15 protein-coding genes are annotated in these 16,534 nt (G+C 56.1%); 9 read left to right on the forward strand and 6 right to left on the reverse strand.

Features of this window, described 5'->3' with window-relative positions:
• Positions 1–2 precede the first annotated feature (2 nt).
• The 8 genes from J2S31_RS07555 to J2S31_RS07590 all read left to right on the forward strand — a co-directional run bounded on the left by J2S31_RS07555 (position 3) and on the right by J2S31_RS07590 (position 7,797).
• Entirely contained in the window at positions 3–698 is a 696-nt protein-coding gene (locus J2S31_RS07555; protein WP_237098475.1) for a CvpA family protein, read from the forward strand.
• Positions 699–724: 26 nt separating this feature from the next.
• A complete protein-coding gene (locus J2S31_RS07560) occupies positions 725–1,585 on the forward strand; it encodes an aminotransferase class IV (protein WP_237098476.1) in 861 nt (286 codons plus the stop codon).
• 25 nt (positions 1,586–1,610) lie between these two features.
• A complete protein-coding gene (coaE, locus tag J2S31_RS07565; protein ID WP_237098477.1) occupies positions 1,611–2,219 on the forward strand; it encodes a dephospho-CoA kinase in 609 nt (202 codons plus the stop codon).
• Positions 2,220–2,221: 2 nt separating this feature from the next.
• Positions 2,222–2,872: a flagellar basal body-associated FliL family protein gene (locus J2S31_RS07570; protein WP_237098478.1), complete on the forward strand. Its 651-nt coding sequence runs from the start codon at positions 2,222–2,224 to the stop codon at positions 2,870–2,872.
• Between the two features lie 77 nt (positions 2,873–2,949).
• Positions 2,950–3,294, forward strand: a complete 345-nt coding sequence (locus J2S31_RS07575; RefSeq protein ID WP_237098479.1) for a hypothetical protein — start codon at positions 2,950–2,952, stop codon at positions 3,292–3,294.
• Between the two features lie 20 nt (positions 3,295–3,314).
• Positions 3,315–5,093: a flagellar hook-length control protein FliK gene (locus J2S31_RS07580; protein WP_237098480.1), complete on the forward strand. Its 1,779-nt coding sequence runs from the start codon at positions 3,315–3,317 to the stop codon at positions 5,091–5,093.
• On the forward strand, positions 5,090–5,380 hold the full coding sequence (locus tag J2S31_RS07585; protein ID WP_237098481.1) for an EscU/YscU/HrcU family type III secretion system export apparatus switch protein: 291 nt from the start codon (positions 5,090–5,092) through the stop codon (positions 5,378–5,380). Before J2S31_RS07580 ends, J2S31_RS07585 begins: the two co-directional genes overlap by 4 nt.
• A 242-nt stretch (positions 5,381–5,622) precedes the next feature.
• A complete protein-coding gene (locus J2S31_RS07590) occupies positions 5,623–7,797 on the forward strand; it encodes a LysM peptidoglycan-binding domain-containing protein (RefSeq protein WP_237098482.1) in 2,175 nt (724 codons plus the stop codon).
• A 16-nt stretch (positions 7,798–7,813) separates the two neighbouring features.
• On the opposite strand, the gene J2S31_RS07595 is transcribed toward J2S31_RS07590, so the two are convergent.
• The 3 genes from J2S31_RS07595 to J2S31_RS07605 form a co-directional block, all read right to left on the reverse strand.
• Positions 7,814–8,584, reverse strand: a complete 771-nt coding sequence (locus J2S31_RS07595) for a M14 family metallopeptidase (RefSeq protein WP_237098483.1) — start codon at positions 8,582–8,584, stop codon at positions 7,814–7,816.
• Positions 8,585–8,588: 4 nt separating this feature from the next.
• Positions 8,589–9,248 (reverse strand): endonuclease III, encoded by a 660-nt coding sequence (gene nth / locus J2S31_RS07600; protein WP_237098484.1) that lies wholly within the window; start codon positions 9,246–9,248, stop codon positions 8,589–8,591.
• Between the two features lie 65 nt (positions 9,249–9,313).
• Entirely contained in the window at positions 9,314–10,069 is a 756-nt protein-coding gene (locus tag J2S31_RS07605) for a formylglycine-generating enzyme family protein (RefSeq protein WP_272908661.1), read from the reverse strand.
• 115 nt (positions 10,070–10,184) lie between these two features.
• Here J2S31_RS07605 and J2S31_RS07610 point away from each other — a divergent pair, with 115 nt between their 5' ends.
• Positions 10,185–11,279: a FlgT C-terminal domain-containing protein gene (locus J2S31_RS07610; protein WP_237098486.1), complete on the forward strand. Its 1,095-nt coding sequence runs from the start codon at positions 10,185–10,187 to the stop codon at positions 11,277–11,279.
• On the opposite strand, the gene carB is transcribed toward J2S31_RS07610, so the two are convergent.
• The 3 genes from carB to carA are packed head-to-tail and all read right to left on the reverse strand — an operon-like array spanning position 11,273 to position 16,523.
• The gene (gene carB, locus J2S31_RS07615; RefSeq protein WP_237098487.1) at positions 11,273–14,527 is read right to left on the reverse strand and encodes a carbamoyl-phosphate synthase large subunit; all 3,255 of its coding nucleotides are present in this window, start codon (positions 14,525–14,527) and stop codon (positions 11,273–11,275) included. The two genes, J2S31_RS07610 and carB, sit on opposite strands and share 7 nt — an antisense overlap.
• Positions 14,527–15,399 (reverse strand): hypothetical protein, encoded by an 873-nt coding sequence (locus J2S31_RS07620; RefSeq protein ID WP_237098488.1) that lies wholly within the window; start codon positions 15,397–15,399, stop codon positions 14,527–14,529. The genes carB and J2S31_RS07620 overlap by 1 nt, the downstream gene beginning before the upstream one ends.
• Positions 15,396–16,523 carry a glutamine-hydrolyzing carbamoyl-phosphate synthase small subunit gene (gene carA, locus J2S31_RS07625; protein ID WP_237098489.1) on the reverse strand — a complete coding sequence of 376 codons (1,128 nt, stop codon included), beginning with the start codon at positions 16,521–16,523 and terminating at the stop codon, positions 15,396–15,398. Before carA ends, J2S31_RS07620 begins: the two co-directional genes overlap by 4 nt.
• Between the last annotated feature and the right edge of the window lie 11 nt (positions 16,524–16,534).

A 16,534-nucleotide genomic window follows, 5' to 3' on the forward strand; every position in this document is an offset into this window, starting at 1 on the left:
TCATGACTTTTTTTGATATCGCCGTTCTCACTGTCGTGTTGATCAGCCTGGCGTACTCCGCTTACCGCGGCCTGGTGCGCGAACTGTTCACGCTTGCCGGGCTTGTTCTCGGATACGTGGTGGCTTTGAACTTTCAGGACGAGATGGCGGAAGCTTTGCTCGACACGCTGGACAGTCCGACCATCGCCCATGTGCTGGCGTTTTTCCTGTTGTTCACCGGCACGTATCTGGTCGTTTATTTCCTGGGCAAGGTGCTCAAGAAATACGTGGAAAAATCGGAATCCATCTCCCGCATGGACCGAATCTGGGGCGGGGTGGTGGGCGCAGTGAAGGGTGTTTTTATCATCGTGGTGGCCTTGTTTCCATTGCAATACCTGCCGGAAACCTACGCGGACATAACGAACGACTCCATGTTCCATCCCCAGTTGGAAGAACTGGTGGAAGTGCTTGGGGACAACGTGGATGTGCCGAAAGAATACATCGAGAAACTGAACGAAACCGATCTCAAAAGCACCATGCGGGAGACGGTGGACGAAGTTCGGGAATTGAAGGACGGCATTGAGGAGACGATTGAAAACGGAAAAGAGAAGATGGGCGAAGCCGTCGAAATGAAAGACAAGATTCAGGAAGTGTTTACCAGAGAGGACAAGGAAAAACTCAATAAACTGCTGGACACCATGAGTGATGAAGAAAAATAAGCCATGAACTCAATTCGGACCAAAGCATGAGCATCCATATTAATCTGAACGGAACCATAAGTGACAACGCCTACATCTCCGTACTCGATCACGGATTTTTATTCGGCGACAGCGTGTACGAAGTCGTATCCACCATTCAGGGGCGCCCTGTGTTTCTCGCCGAGCACATGCGCCGCCTTCGGCGTTCCGCCGCGGCACTGAACCTTGGAATCCCTTACAGCGACGAAAAGTTTGCAGAAGAGATCGGGAGGACTCTGAACTCCGCCAATAATTCGGAGTCATACATTCGCATGATCGTCACGCGGGGAGTGGGGGAGCTGGATCTGGATCCTACCTCCTGCACATCTCCGAACGTGATCATAATGGTGAAGGAAGCGGTGGTGTATCCGCAGGAAAATTATGACAAGGGAATTCATCTTGCCCTGGTCAGCGTGAAGCGAAACCTGAAAGAGTCGTTGAACCCCGGTCTTAAAACCGGCAACTACCTCAACAACGTGCTGGCCAAAATGGAAGCCAACCGCACCGGTGCGGCCGATGCATTGATGCTCAACGCGTCCGGCTATTTGACGGAATGCACCACCAGCAACATTTTTTTCGTTAAGGACGGACGTATTTTCACTCCTTCCCTGGACTGCGGTATTCTGGAAGGCATCACCCGGGAGAAAATCCTGTGGCTGGCCCGCGAAAACGGGTTCCTGGTGGAAGAAGGCGAGTGGCCGCCGGAAGCACTGGAGCAGGCGGAAGAAGCGTTCATCACCGGTACGGTGAAGAAGGTCATGCCCGTTACATGGCTGAACGGCCGGCCCATCGGTGACGGCAAGCCGGGACCGACCACCAAAAAACTGATGCGGTTGTACGACGATTATCTGAAGCGGATTTTGCAATGAATGGTTTTCAACCGGGGGAGGCGGCGTGGCGCTGTTGATTGGACTGACCGGGGGGATCGGTTCCGGAAAGACGACCGTCGCCCGGATGTTGCAGGAATTGGGCGGGTATGTGATCGATGCCGACCTTCTGTGCCGTGAGCTGGTGCAACCGGAGGAGGCGGCGTGGCGCGAGATCGTGGAGCATTTCGGCGATGGAATCCTCAACCCGGACCGCACCCTGAACCGCGCCCAATTGGGGAAAATCGTATTCCACGACTCCGGCGAGAAACGGGTGCTGGAGTCCATTCTGCACCCACGCGTTTTTGAAGAAGAGGAAAGGCGGTTTGCCGGCATCGTTCGCAACGACCCGGGAGCACTGGTTTTTATCGATGCGGCGCTCTTAATTGAATCCGGAAATTACCGTAAAGTAGATAAGGTCGTCGTGGTCGCGTGCGACCGCCACACCCAGATTGAAAACTCCCTCAAGAAAGGATTCTTGAGCCGGGAGGAAATCGAAAGCCGCATCGACAATCAAATGAAGCAGGAAGACAAGCTGGCCTATGCGGATTACATTATCTGGAACAACGGTGACCTTTCTGAACTGGAGCAAAACGTTCGCAGCATATTTGAAGAATTGAAGGCGCTCAATAAATAGCCATGGCCCAAGAAGAAGAAAGTACAGAAGAAATCAGGGATGAGGATCTCGGCATCAGTCTGGACGAGCACGACGACCTCGAACACCTCATTGCGGAAGAAGAGAAAAGACTGCAAGATGAGTTTGAAAAAGCGTCCTTCCTCCGCAAGACCGTTATCTGGCTGGAAAGCAACCGGGAGCAGGTTCTAAAATACGGCGCCATCACCCTGGGCTCCGGGCTGGTGTTGGGCCTTTCGTATTACCTGTTTTTGATTTTCAACATTCCCGTGGTGGAGACGGATTTTGCCAGCCAGCCTCAGGAAGAAGAAGCCCTGCCTTTTGAAAAACCTCACGTTTACACACTGAAACCGTTCTTCATGCCTATCACGGCGGAAGACGGCACCGAGACCGGGCAGTTTCTGAGGGTTCAGATCAGTCTCCTGCTCAGCAACAACAAACTCGACCAGGAGCTGGAAAAGGCCCTGCCGAACCTGCGATCCGGTATCTACCGCCAACTTTCACGGAAAACCCTCAAAGATTTTCAGAATTCCAAAAAGCCGATCAGAACCCGTCTGAAACAGGAGATTCTGGCCATGTCGAATTCGTTTCTGGTGCGGGGGTCGGGGGTCATCACCGATGTGCTGTTCAACGAGTTCGTGGTCACCGCTTCCTGAGGCGGCAGTAACTTGACAATTTCCGCGCAAGGGGTATCTTGAAAGAAGATAAAGATTTATTTTTAAGGGTTTAGAGAATGCCCATCACGTTTCCGGCCAACCATCAACACGTTCTGCAAATGAGTTCCGCCGTGGAGAAAGTGCAGGTTCAGCAGGCCCTCCACCTGGCCTTGGACCAGCTTGCGGAAGAGGAGCAGGCGCGCCAGAATGAAGCCAAACGGGTGGAAGTGCAGGATCCGGAAAATTCCAACCCCACCGACCCGACGAATCCCGATGAAGGGGGCAATCGTCGCCGCCGTTTGCGTATCAAGAAAAAGCAGAAACCGGCCGATACGAAGGAAACGACCCCGTCTTCCACCGCCACTCCGTCTGCAGGCATGCCTGAAAAAAATCAAGGAGTCCATCTCGACGTGGTGGCCTGAACGAGGGATGCCTCTCGACCATGGTCTCCGGAAACTTCCCTTCAAATTTCGCTCGAATCCTCTCGCCGCAAGCGCTGTCCTTAAAGCTGGAAGCAATCAAACTGGAAGCCTTTGCGCAGGCATTCAGTGCAGGTGACACTCTACAGGGCAAGGTGACGCAGGTTCTGCAGGGTGGCCGCGCGGTGGTGCAGTTTCAGGGCAAGCCGGTACTGCTCGAATTGAGCCAAACCCTGCGCCCCGGCCAGGTGTTGACCGCTCGGGTGGAGCAGACCACCCCCACGCCCATTTTAAAATTGATCGACCCTGCGCCCGCCGCTTCCTCTGGTTTGCGCACACGCACCGAGATGACTTCCGCGACGCCTCCCGGAAAACCGGACAGGCCTCCGGATGTGACGACTACGTTGTCACGCCAGGCGGTGCATCGAAGCAACGCCGGACAACCGGTTCCGCCACCGGCAATGCAGGAAGGAACGGAGAAAGAGGGCCCGAAATCGACGGTGAGAGAAGGAGTGCGGGTTTCAGAAAATCCCAGTCTGCCTCCTTCCACTGTCCGGTCCAAAACTGCGGAACCCCCTCCCACTTTAAAAAGCAACACAGCCGCATCCCCGGAGGGAAGGGCGCCCACTCCACCGGACGCCGCCGGGGCGTCCGTCACCAGGCTTTCCGCGCAAGGAGAAAAGCGCGCGCCCGCCGAACCTGTTTTCACCCGCCAGGATCTGCAACGGTTGCAGGTCGAGCTTAAGGGACGCACCGTGCTCCCGGCCGTGCGCCCACACTCTGCCGGAACCCTGATTGTGAAAGCCGGGGAAGGGGAGTTGGCGGTGAAAATGCCGCACGCGCTGTTGTTCCGTTCCGGAGATCCGGTGGTGATCACCCCACGTCCCGTCGAAAACGGGTTCGTGCTGGAGGCCCGTCCCATGGATCAGGTGATCCGGCCCGTCACACCCTCGCTTCTCAAACCGCTCATGACGGCGCGTCAACCTATGGATGAAATGGTGGCCGCCCTCAAACAGGCGGTGCGTCATCCTCCGGTATTGCAGGAATTGAAAATCGATCCGGAACTGGTGAGCAAACTGCACGACACCCTGCGCCTGCTTTCGCCTTCGGCGGAAAAGACTGTGGAAGCACCGCGCATGCAGGAGATGGTGGACCGCTCCGGAGTCCAGTACGAATCCAAGGTGAGTAACCTGCTGTTACAGGAAGGGAAGGGAGATCGATCCCACCGCCTGCAATACGACCTGAAGGGTCAGTTGATGGAGTTCGCGTCGCGGCTGGAAGAAGCGGCGCAAAAGCCCGGAGCGTTTTCCAGGCCGTTGCAGGAGATCCTGCAGACGGTTCACCGTTCCGTGCAGAATATCGAGTTTCATCAATTGTCGCACCAGTTTTCGAAACAGGAACAGCTCCCCCACCTGTTGCCCCTTCCGCAGTCGTGGTTCGACGACGGGTCACAAGTAAAGATTTATGTGCGCCGCGAAGAGGAGGGGGAATCCGGAGGCCCGGACAAAAAACGTGAGACCTTCAACCTGGTGTTCCTTCTCGACATGACCGCTCTCGGCCCGTTGCGGGTGGATGCGCGGGTGCAGCCGCAGGGGCTGTCTGTTTCCATAGAAGCGGAAAACCAGGCGGTGGTGGCGTTCCTGCAGGCCCACATCCCGGACATGGAAACGCACATGCAAGAGATGGGGTTTCCAGCAAGCATTGCCGCCATCCTCAAGGAAAAGGTGGACCGGGACCTGCCCGATCTTTTAACCCAGTGGGTGATCCAGGAACCCACCCGACTGGTGGATATTGAGACATGAGCCAGGAATCTTCAAAAAAACCGAAAAGCGCCGTTTCGCTTCGCTATGATGCCGGGCGGGATGCCGCGCCTGTGGTGACGGCAAAGGGCCAGGGCCTTATAGCAGAACGGATTATAGAGCTGGCGCGGGCAAACAACATCCCCATCAAAGAAGACCCGGACCTCGTTCAGGTCCTCTCCCAGGTGAACCTGAACCAGGAAATCCCGCCCGCTATCTATCAGGTGGTGGCGGAGCTGCTGGCCTTCATTTACAAAATGAACCAGGAATACAAGCCCCCCTCCACCTGACCCCGTTTGTACCCCCTCAAAGAGCCTTCCCGATTCCCTTGATAAGCCAGCAAACCCTTTGTTTTTGTGTGGAAACGCGCTTGACCCCCCGACAGGTTTTTGTTATCTTTAAAAAACAAGCATTTAGGCTGATTCGGCCTACGCGTTCTTGAAAAATCCGGGAGGGGCTTCTGATTTACTTTCCGGTTACAATTCCTGCTACTTGATCCTTCGGACTTTTTTGAGGGGAAAGGTTCGGTTCCGTGCGTTTGAAACGACTCCTGATTGCGTGCGTGCTGTGTCTCGCCAGCCTGATGGCTTCGCCTGTTTGGGCGACCTTCCCGGGAGAGTTCCGCGAGCAAAAGGAATACAGTTTCACCGTACCCGTGGGACTGGAAACGCAGGTTGATTTCTGGAAAGCGATCTACAGCAAGTACACCACCCGCCAGGTTGTCATTCACGACGACGAAGACCTGAGCATCATTTACACCGTGGTTGATCTGGGGGACAACACGTCCAACCGGCACCGCCGCCGGGAAGTCCGCAAGGCCATCAACAAATACAAAGCCATTCTGCACAAGCTGGCCAAACTCGACAAACTCGCCCACCTCACCTACGAGGAAGACCGCGTAGCACGCATGGTGAAAAAAGATTTTTACCAGGCGGCGCGGCGCATCCGCGATCAATTGGGGCAAGCCGACCGGTTTGAAGACGGCATTCGCCGCGCCGGGCGTTACATGCCGGAGATCAAGAGGATCTTCAAGGAGGTCGGCGTTCCGGAGCAACTGTCGGCTCTGCCGCACGTCGAGTCCTCATTCCAGGTCCACGCCTATTCCAGCGCCGGAGCGGCGGGAGTGTGGCAGTTTACGCGGAGCACCGGTCGGCGTTTCATGACCATCAATTACGAGGTGGACGAGCGCAAGGATCCCATTCTGGCCGCGTATGCCGCGGCGAAACTGCTCAAGTACAATTACGAGTCGGTCGGTAGCTGGCCGTTGGCCATCACCGCGTACAACCATGGCCTGCGCGGCATGATGCGCGCCAAGGAAAAACACGGCGACGACATCGTCAAGATCGTGCAAAACTACCGAAGCCGTATATTTGGATTTGCCTCCCGCAACTTCTTCGCGGAATTTCTGGCCGCTCTGGAAGTCAGCACCAGTCCAGACCTGTATTTCCCCAACCATGTAAAAGAAAAGCCAGTCACCTACAGCACAGTGCAACTGCGTGATTATGTGAGCATTTCCACCCTGGAAAAATACCTGGGCATGGACCGGGAAGAGATCGCGTTCTACAACCCGGCCCTCCGCCGTCCCGTGATCACCGGCAAGAAGCACGTTCCCAAGCATTATGTTTTGAAAGCTCCCGCTGACCGGTATCCAAACCTTGCCAGCCTGTACGAAGAAATCCCGGCGGCCATGAAGCACAACCAGCAGGTGCGGTCGCGCTGGTACAAAGTGCAGTGGGGCGACACCCTCATCAGCATTGCCAATCGACTCGGCACCACGGTATCCAAGTTGAAGGAGCTGAATGTCATCGGCCACCGCAACCGGATTTACCGCGGACAGGTTTTGGAAATACCAGGTTGGAATGACGAGAAGGTCAAAATCACCAAAGTCAAAACCGACTGGAGTCAGTATGACTTTCAGGTGGGAGAAACTTTTCAGTACCGGGTGAAGCGCCGGGACACGCTAACCCGCATTGCGAAAAAGCACGGTGTGCATGTCGGCGTGCTGGCCCAGATCAACAACCTGACCAACCCACATGCGTTGCGCGTGGGCCAAATGGTGAAGGTGCCGAAAGACCCGAATACGATCGAGGCCAAACTGGTCGCCCCAAAAACGGCCCCGGCGGAAGAAGAAAAACTGGAAGTGACGGTCAAACAGGTGGCGGTCAAACCGGAAACTCCCCCTGAGAAGAAAGAAAACGAGGGTGAAACCATTCTGGCCAGCGCCGGCGTCCAGGAATTCAATACCGATCGTCCGGCGTTTCGCCCCATGCGCTTCATTCCCCGCATGGAGGGGGAATATCCCATCGGTATCGCCAAGGTGGATTTCGATGAAACGCTGAGCCACTTTGCCGACTGGGCCCGCATTTCCGTTCGCGAACTGCGCCGCCTCAACAACCTGCGGTGGCGTAGCCAGATTCATATCAACCAGACCATCAAGGTTCCGTTCCGCCGTGTCACACCGGAGGAATTCGAAACCAAACGGCAGGAATACCACAAGGCCATTCAGGAAGATTTTTACACCAGCTACAAGGTGGAAAAGGTGCTCGTCCGCACGCTGAAAAAAGGCGACACGTTGTGGGAACTGTGCAATAACGAATATGTGATCCCGCTCTGGCTGTTGGGGTATTACAATCCCGGCAAGGACCTCAACTCCCTCCACATCGGCGAGGACATCAAGATTCCTCTCATCGCCGAAATCAAGGCCTGAACCCCGTCAATCCCCGTCAGGAACCCTGAGAGAATTCCCGGAGGGCTGTCTCCATACCCTTGAGGTGCGCTTCTATGCGTTGTTGCATGGGGAAACGGCCTGCCGTTTCCATGGTGAACATGTGGCGGCAACCCTGCACGTATGCGTAAATGGCCATGGGCCAGAATTCCATTTCTTCCGGACCCTTGAGCCGCGCCAACAAACCCCGGTCGGCGCGGGATTCTTCAATCTTCTCATTCTCGTCCAGCGGCATCACCGTTTCGACCGCGTCCAGAATCCGCCGTCCCAGTCCGGATACGGAATCGCTCTGGTCCTTCTGGTACAAGTAATACCCGGCACTGTCCACATCTTCGTGCAGTTCGAGATCGAGGTCGAAGGGACCATTGTCGAATACGGTTTTCACGCACACCACCTCCAGGCTGGGACGGTCCCAATGAAACGTGCGGTTCAAATCTTCGCCCGCGTGGTTTTCCCGCGTTCCCGCCTCAAAGCCTGTGGGGTTGATGCAGGGCAGGATCTGAAACTCCCATTCCCCCAGGTAGGGTTCGTAGAATTTTTTTTCGAGAAAAGCACAGACCGCTTCCACTCCCGCAGGTTCGTCACCGTGAATGCCTCCGGAGATCAAAACCTTTTTAGGCGCACCGGCGCCGATGGTGAGGTGCACCAGGGGATACCGGGAATTACCGATCTCCAGGGTGCCCAGCGTGTTCAGGATGGAGTCCGCGGGGGCGGCGGCTTGGACGCGGTTTAAAATCTGCTGGTGAGATTTGATGAGGTTGGGCTTCATGCTGTCATTTTAACTTACCCGATTCCTTCGGTAAAAACCGTTTATCGGGAAACTCACATTCCTTAACGATGACACACTCGGAGCAGTTGTAGTTTTTGGCCTTGCACACGTAACGCCCCTGCATGATGAGGTACCGGTGAGCGTTCGGCTTCCATTTGTCGGGAACGATTTCCAGAAGCTTCCTTTCCGTTTCCACGGTGTTTTTGCTGGGCGCAAGGCCGGTGCGATTGGACAGACGGAACACATGCGTGTCCACGGCGATGGTGGGGTGATCGAAGCCTTCGTTCAGCACCACGTTTGCCGTTTTGCGTCCGACTCCCGGCAGGCTCTCCAGCGCTTCGCGATCCTCAGGTACTTCTCCGTCGTGATTTTCGAGCAGAATCTTACAGGTTTTGATGATGTTTTTTGCCTTGGTGGGAGCCAGGCCGATACGGCGGATGTGCTGAAGCAGACCCTTTTCCCCGGCCTTCAGCATGGCATCCGGTGTGGGGTATTTGGGGAACAGAGTGCGCGTGGCGGCGTTCACGGAGATGTCCGTCGCCTGCGCGCTCAGAATCACCGCCACCAGAAGCTGAAAACGCGTCTCGTACTGCAACTCCGATTTCGCTTCGGGAAAGCGGCGGCTCAACTTCTGAAACAATCTGCTGGCGGTTTTGCGGTCCAAGGTTCAAGAAAAGGAAGAAGGTTGCGGCCTCATTTCATGGAATGATCGCCGGTCCCAGTATGTTTTCAGGGGGCAGGCTTGAGGTCCCGGGCACAGCGCACACCCACCAGGAAATGATAGGTGCCATCGGAATCTCCCCGATAGCGGACGGTGACGCGGATATTGCTGGGATCGTCCACCCAGGAACCGCCACGGACCACACGCCAGCTTTGGCGTTCACGCGGGCCCTGCGGATTGTCTCGCGGGCTGACTTCGTAATAGTGGTCAGAATACCAGTCGCTCACCCATTCCCACACGCTTCCCAGCATGTCGTGCACGCCGAAAGCATTTGGTTTGCGGGTACCGACGGGATGCGGCTTGCGGGTCGAGTTGAGGTCGTACCAGACATAGTCGCCGTCGATCTCCGGCCCCCAGGGGTAATCGTCGTTGCCTCCCGCCCGGGCCGCGTATTCCCATTCCGCTTCAGTGGGCAGGCGCTTGCCCCGCAGGGAGCAGTATTCCTGCGCGTCCTTGAACTTCACATGCTCGACGGGCAGGTTGTCGTCGGGGAAATAAGACGGATTTTTGCCCATGACCTCCACGTATTCCTTCTGCGTGGCCTCGTATTTATCCAGATAAAACGAATCGATGCAAACCTGGTGTACGGGCCGCTCGCGGTCGTTTTTGCGCCCCACTTCGTACTCATACACGTTGTTTGTCCCCATCATGAAACATCCCGTGGGGATTTTCACCATGCCTTCCGGGGGATTTTCAGCAAGAACGGGACTTGGAAATATAAAGAAAGTGAAAAACAGAACGATAAGTATAGAGAGCTTTTTCATGCGCTGTATTGTACTTTGGGTTCGAGAGTTGTCAAGCTGTGGAAATATCTGAATTTAATGTCATCTCAAGTTTCCGGGAATCCGCACAGGATGAAGCCCGGCCGCAGGAGGGGTGATGCGTTTACCCAAACCATGTTTTCTGACCGGGCTTGCCGTTGTGGCGATCTGCCTGGCTTTCTCCAGCCGGGCGGAGGCGTATTATCTCAAGAAAATCACCGTTGCGCCTGCGAAAAATGAATCCGGCTGGGCCCGTGCCTTCGACCCGAGTGCTTTGATTACGGAAATCCTCGTCAGGAAAATTGAAAAATCCCGGTTATTGATCGTTTCCCCTGCCAGCGGGAAGCCGACAACGGAAATGGGGGCGGCCATCGGAGGGGATAAGAAATTCGCCAAAGGATCGTCTCAGCTTATCCTGCAAACGCGCATTCTGCGCTTCGAACCCGGAGAGCGGCCACCGCCCCGGCCCCGTCTTTCATTCGAGGAGACCACGGGTCCCGCGAAGGAAGAAAAACTCACCGCCCTGGCGGAAATCGAATTTGAGATCGTCAATGGGTTCACCGGAAGGACTTTTGGGAAAGAAAGCTACACTTTTCGTTCCGTCAACGGAGACCTCGCAATCGGTGAAACGCCGTCGTCGCTCGATCCTTTTCACGGGGATTTCTACCGCACCGCCATGGGGCAGGTGCTCGACCACATCACAAGCCATGCGCTGGAGCAGGTTTTCACGTTTGCCAACGAGCGGTTCCTGGAAGGGCAGGTCGTGTTTCTTCAACAGGAAGAGGATGAGCAACAGGTGTTTGTGAACCTCGGCCAACACAACGGCGTGGAGGTGGGCGATACCTTTCAGGTTTTCCAGGTTTCTTCTGAGTATCGGGACCCCTTGAACCAGGAAGACTTGGGCCACCGGTATAAAAAAGTGGGGGCCATCCGCATTGCCGAGGTGCAACCGGGCTTCGCCATTGGCCTCATGCGGGCCGGTGAAAATTTCAAGCAGGGGTACATTGTGCGGGCCTCGAAGCTGGCCCCCCTGCCGGACTGGAAAAAGCAAAACAAGATAAAAGCGGTGACCCACGCGGAAATGGATCAACTGAAGGCCGCCGAAAAAGAAAAAGCACCCTTCACATCACCTGTCCTGGAAGTGCCGCGTTTTCAAAACCGGATGGCGCACTTCAACCTGTTCGACCTCGTCCAGTGGACTTTTTCCTACTGACGGCGTTGTTCCTGGTCCTGCCAGTATTCCTGTAAAGAACACACATCCAACGAGGACTCACGGATGGCTTTCAATGCGCCGACCAGCGCGTACGCACCGGAGATGGTGGTGAAGTAGGGCAGGTTCTTGGCCAGCGAGGCGCGGCGCAGGGAAAAGGAATCCTTCACCTCCTGTTCGCCGAAGGTGGTGTTGATGACGAAATCGACCTCGCCGTTCTGGATGGCATCCACGATATGCGGCGACCCTTCTTTCACCTTGTTGATGGCGGTCACCTCGAATCCGCGGTCCTGCAAGTATTTCGCCGTGCCCCGCGTGGCCAGCATGTGGTAACCCTGCTCGGCAAGCCGCTTGACCACCTCCACCGTTGCAGGCTTGTCGGCATCTTTCACGCTGACGAATACCGTACCCTCCGTGGGCAGTGGCGTGCCGGTGGCGATCTGCGACTTGGCGAATGCCTTGCCGAAGCTGGAGTCGAGGCCCATCACCTCGCCGGTCGATTTCATCTCCGGCCCCAGCAGCACATCCACTTCCTGAAACTTGATGAAGGGAAACACCGATTCCTTCACGGCAATGTGAGGCACCACGGCTTCTTCAGTGAAATTGAGCGCCTTCAGCGTCTTGCCGGCCATCACGCGGGCGGCGAGCTTGGCCAGTGGGATGCCGATGGCCTTGCTGACAAAAGGTACGGTGCGGGAGGCGCGCGGGTTCACTTCCAGCACATAAATGTCCTTGTCCTTGATGGCGAACTGGATGTTGATGAGGCCCACCACCTGCAGTTCCCGCGCGAGTGCTTTGGTCTGGCGCTTGATCTCGTCAATGATCTCGGCATCGATAGAAAACGGCGGCAGGGAGCAGGCGCTGTCGCCGGAATGGATCCCGGCTTCCTCGATGTGTTCCATCACGCCGCCGATCACCACGTCGGTTCCGTCGGAGATGGCATCGACATCCACCTCGGTGGCATTCTCCAGGAAATCGTCGATGAGAATGGGATGTTCCGGCGAGGCTTTCACCGCGTGCTTCATGTAGCGGTCCAGCGATTCCTGCGTGTACACGATCTCCATGGCGCGCCCGCCCAGCACGTAAGACGGCCGCACCACCACGGGATAACCGATGTCGTCGGCAATCTTCTTGGCCTGTGCGAAAGAAGTTGCGATTCCGTTGTTGGGTTGCTTGAGCCCCAGCTTGTCGAGCACGGCCTTGAAGCGCTCGCGGTCTTCCGCGCGGTCGATGTTGTCCGGGCTGGTGCCAATGATCGGCACACCCGCCTTGGCCAGCGACACGGCGAGTTTCAACGGCGTCTGTCCGCCGAATTGGACGATGACGCCGTCCGGTTTTTCCACGCGCACGATGTTTATGACATCTTCGAAGGTCAGCGGCTCGAAGTACAGACGGTCGGAGGTGTCGTAATCGGTGCTCACCGTCTCCGGATTGCAGTTGACCATAATGGTCTCGTATCCGTCTTCCTTCAACGCGAATGCGGCATGCACACAGCAGTAGTCGAACTCGATACCCTGGCCGATGCGGTTGGGGCCGCCGCCCAGGATCATGATCTTTTTCCGGTCCGTAGGAGCGGCCTCGCACTCTTCCTCGTAAGTGGAATAAAGGTATGGCGTGTGCGCCTCAAACTCGGCACCGCAGGTATCGACGCGTTTGTATACGGGATAAAGATTGAACTCCGCACGCCGGGCGGCGATGTCCGCTTCCTTGCAATTCAACAGCTTTGCCAGATACAAGTCGGAAAATCCGTACTGCTTGGCCTGCCGCAATGCCGGCTCGTCCAGAGCGCCGCAACTCTTCAGGCCTTCCAGAGCTTGTTCAAAATGGATGATCTCCTGCAGGTTGTAAAGAAACCACGGGTCGATGCCCGTCAACCCATAAACCTCATCAATGGAAATGCCGCGACGAAGCGCCGCCGCCACATGCCACAACCGGTCCCAGTGCGGCAGGACCAGCATCTTTTTCAACTCTCCGTGGTCTTCAATGGGCTGGTGCTGGACCTCCTGCTTCGATTCAAAGTTTTCCTCCAGCCCGCAAATTCCGATTTCCAGTGAGCGCAGGGCTTTTTGCAGAGCTTCCTTGAACGTGCGGCCAATCGACATGGCCTCGCCCACCGATTTCATCTGCGTGGTCAAGAGGGGAGGGGTCTTGAAAAATTTCTCGAACGTGAAACGGGGAATCTTCACCACGCAGTAATCCAGGGTCGGTTCGAACGACGCCGGCGTTTCCCGGGTGATGTCGTTCTGGATTTCATCCAGCGTGTACCCGACAGCCAGCTTCGCCGCGATCTTGGCGATGGGAAATCCCGTTGCTTTGGATGCCAGGGCGGAACTGCGCGACACGCGCGGGTTCATCTCGATCACGATCATCTCGCCCGTCTTTGGGTCGGTGGCAAACTGGATGTTGGAGCCACCCGTCTCGACGCCAATCTCGCGGATGATATCGATGGCGGCATTGCGCATGATCTGGTATTCCTTGTCCGTCAAGGTCTGCGCCGGGGCGACGGTGATGCTGTCCCCGGTATGGATGCCCATGGGATCGAAGTTTTCAATGGAGCAGACGATCACCACGTTGTCGCGGATGTCGCGCATGACCTCGAGTTCGTATTCCTTCCAGCCGATGAGCGACTTCTCGATGAGTACCGTGTGCGTGGGGCTGGCGTACAGGCCGCGTTTCACCAGCGCCTCGAACTCCGCTTCCGTTTCGGCCACGCCGCCACCGGAACCACCGAGCGTGAACGATGGACGGATGATGGCGGGAAACCCGGTGCCTTTCACGATGTCCCAGGCTTCCTGAATGGATGTGGCAAAGCCGCTGGGCGCGGATTGCAGGCCGATCTTTTCCATTGCCTGCTTGAACAGGTTGCGATCCTCCGCCTTGTTGATGGTCTGCACGTTGGCGCCGATCATCTCCACTTCATACCGATCCAGGACGCCGCGTTCCGCCGCCGCCAGTGCGGTATTGAGTCCGGTCTGCCCGCCCATGGTGGGAAGCAGGGCGTCCGGACGTTCCTTCGCGATGATGCGCTCCACCACGTCCGGCGTCACCGGCTCGATGTACGTACGGTGTGCGAATTCGCGGTCGGTCATGATGGTGGCCGGGTTGCTGTTGAGCAGGATGACTTCGTAGCCTTCCTCCTTGAGTGCTTTGCAGGCCTGCGTTCCGGAGTAGTCAAATTCGCAGGCCTGCCCGATGATGATGGGCCCGGCCCCGATGATCATGATTCGTTTCAGGTCGGTTCGTTTTGGCATCAGTCGCGGTAAATATCCCTAACGTCCACGTTGTGGTAGCGTTCCCACTTGAGGCTCATGTAGGCAAGTTGTTTCATGAGTGAAAACCGCCGGGCGCGATGGCCAATGCGGATCTTGTTGGTTTCCAGGTCTTCCATCCTGTTTTGAAGCTCGTAAAAGCGGATCTCCAACTGGAGCTTCTCCGCATTGAGAGCTTCCAGTTTCTGGCTCAGCTTTTCTTTCTTCTTTTCAGAGTCGGTGCCGTCGCGCTTGAGAGACAGCTTTTCGATATCACGAGCGAGCCCGTCGATTTCCTTTTTGAGCGAAGCCCAGTCCTTGTTCATTTTCTTCAGGCTTTTGTGATCCTGTCTTTCCTCCGCGATGATCGGTTTCACTTTGGACAGGATATATTTGTACGTTGCCCGAGGATGATGGCAGAAGTTTTCGGTAAAAAAATACTGCTTGCGGAAGGGGAGAAGACGCGCTTCAAACACATCGTCCTTGTTGAAAAACAATTTTCCTTCGTCTTCTTTCACCACCAGTTTTTCGTCTTCAAACAGATCGTTCACCACCACCTGACCGCTGCCCGACTTTTTCATCAGAAACAAACTGTGACGGCTTTGCTTCAGCCCCTCACACAACTCCCGGTCCTCCTCGGAAACCGATTCCGAATGATTCTGCAGAAACTGGTCCAAAGGAGTTTCGCTTCCGTTAATGGGGCGGTCGAACGCAAACCATTCCAGGAACAAACCCATACGTGCTTCGTACGATTTGTCATCCTCGAAGATCTCACCCGACACAGCCTGATAGTCCTTCTTGGCCTGATAAATGTCATCCATCGAGTGGGACTGGCTGATGTCCTCGATCAATTTATTGAGTTTTTCCCGGATCATGAAGCCTGCTTCATCATTTGAACAAACCGTTCGAAAAGGTATGAGGAGTCCTGCGGTCCCGGTGCGGCTTCGGGATGATACTGAACCGAAAACACCGGCAGGGTTTTGTGGCGAATGCCTTCGACGGTCTGATCGTTCAGGTTGAGGGAAATGATTTCGACATCGGATTGCGTGGTAGCCGCATCCACGGCGAAGCCGTGGTTCTGCGAGGTGATCTCCACCTTCCTCGTTTCCGAGTCCATGATCGGCTGGTTGCCGCCGTGATGCCCGAAGCGCAGTTTGTACGTACTGCCACCGAGAGCGAGGTTCAGGATCTGATGCCCCAGGCAGATGCCGAAGATCGGCACCCTGCCGATGAGCGCGCGCACGGTGTCGATGGCATATGTCACCGCCGAAGGGTCGCCAGGTCCGTTGCTCAAAAACACGCCGTCAGGCTGAAGTTTCAAAATCTCCTCCGCCTTGGTGGTGGCGGGCACAACCGTCACACGGCATCCGGTCTGCGTGAGGCGCCGCAGGATGTTGTACTTGATGCCGAGGTCCAGCGCCACCACAAAATAGGGTTTTGTTCCGGCCTTGCGTTCGAAGCGGGTATACCCTTTGTGCAGATCCCAGTCTCCCTCTTCCCAGAGATAGGGCTGTTCACAAGTCACTTCTTTTACGAGGTCGCGTCCGACCATCTCCGGCGCCTGCTTCGCTTTTTCCACCAGCGCCTGCGGATTCGATACATCGTTGGAGATCACCGCTCTCTGCGCACCCTTTTCCCGGATGTGCCGGGTGAGGGCGCGGGTGTCGAGTCCCTGCAAGCCCACCACCCCGTGCCGCTTCAAAAACGCGTCCAGTGTTTCCGTCGAGCGCCAGTTGCTGGGAATGCCGCTCAATTCTTTAATGATGAAGGCGGAGAGATATGGGCGTTCGGACTCGTAGTCTTCGGGATTGATGCCGTAGTTGCCGATGAGCGGATAGGTCATCACCACCATCTGGCCGCAATAGGAGGGGTCGGTCAACACCTCCTGATATCCCGCCATGCTGGTGTTGAACACCACTTCGGCGGCGACTTCCTTTTCCGCGCCGAACATGCGTCCGCGGAAAATCCGTCCGTCTTCCAATGCCAGAATCGCTTCCATTTTGAGAAACC

Origin of the sequence: Nitrospina gracilis Nb-211 (genome assembly GCF_021845525.1) — a bacterium.
Taxonomy (GTDB): Bacteria; Nitrospinota; Nitrospinia; order Nitrospinales; family Nitrospinaceae; genus Nitrospina; species Nitrospina gracilis_A.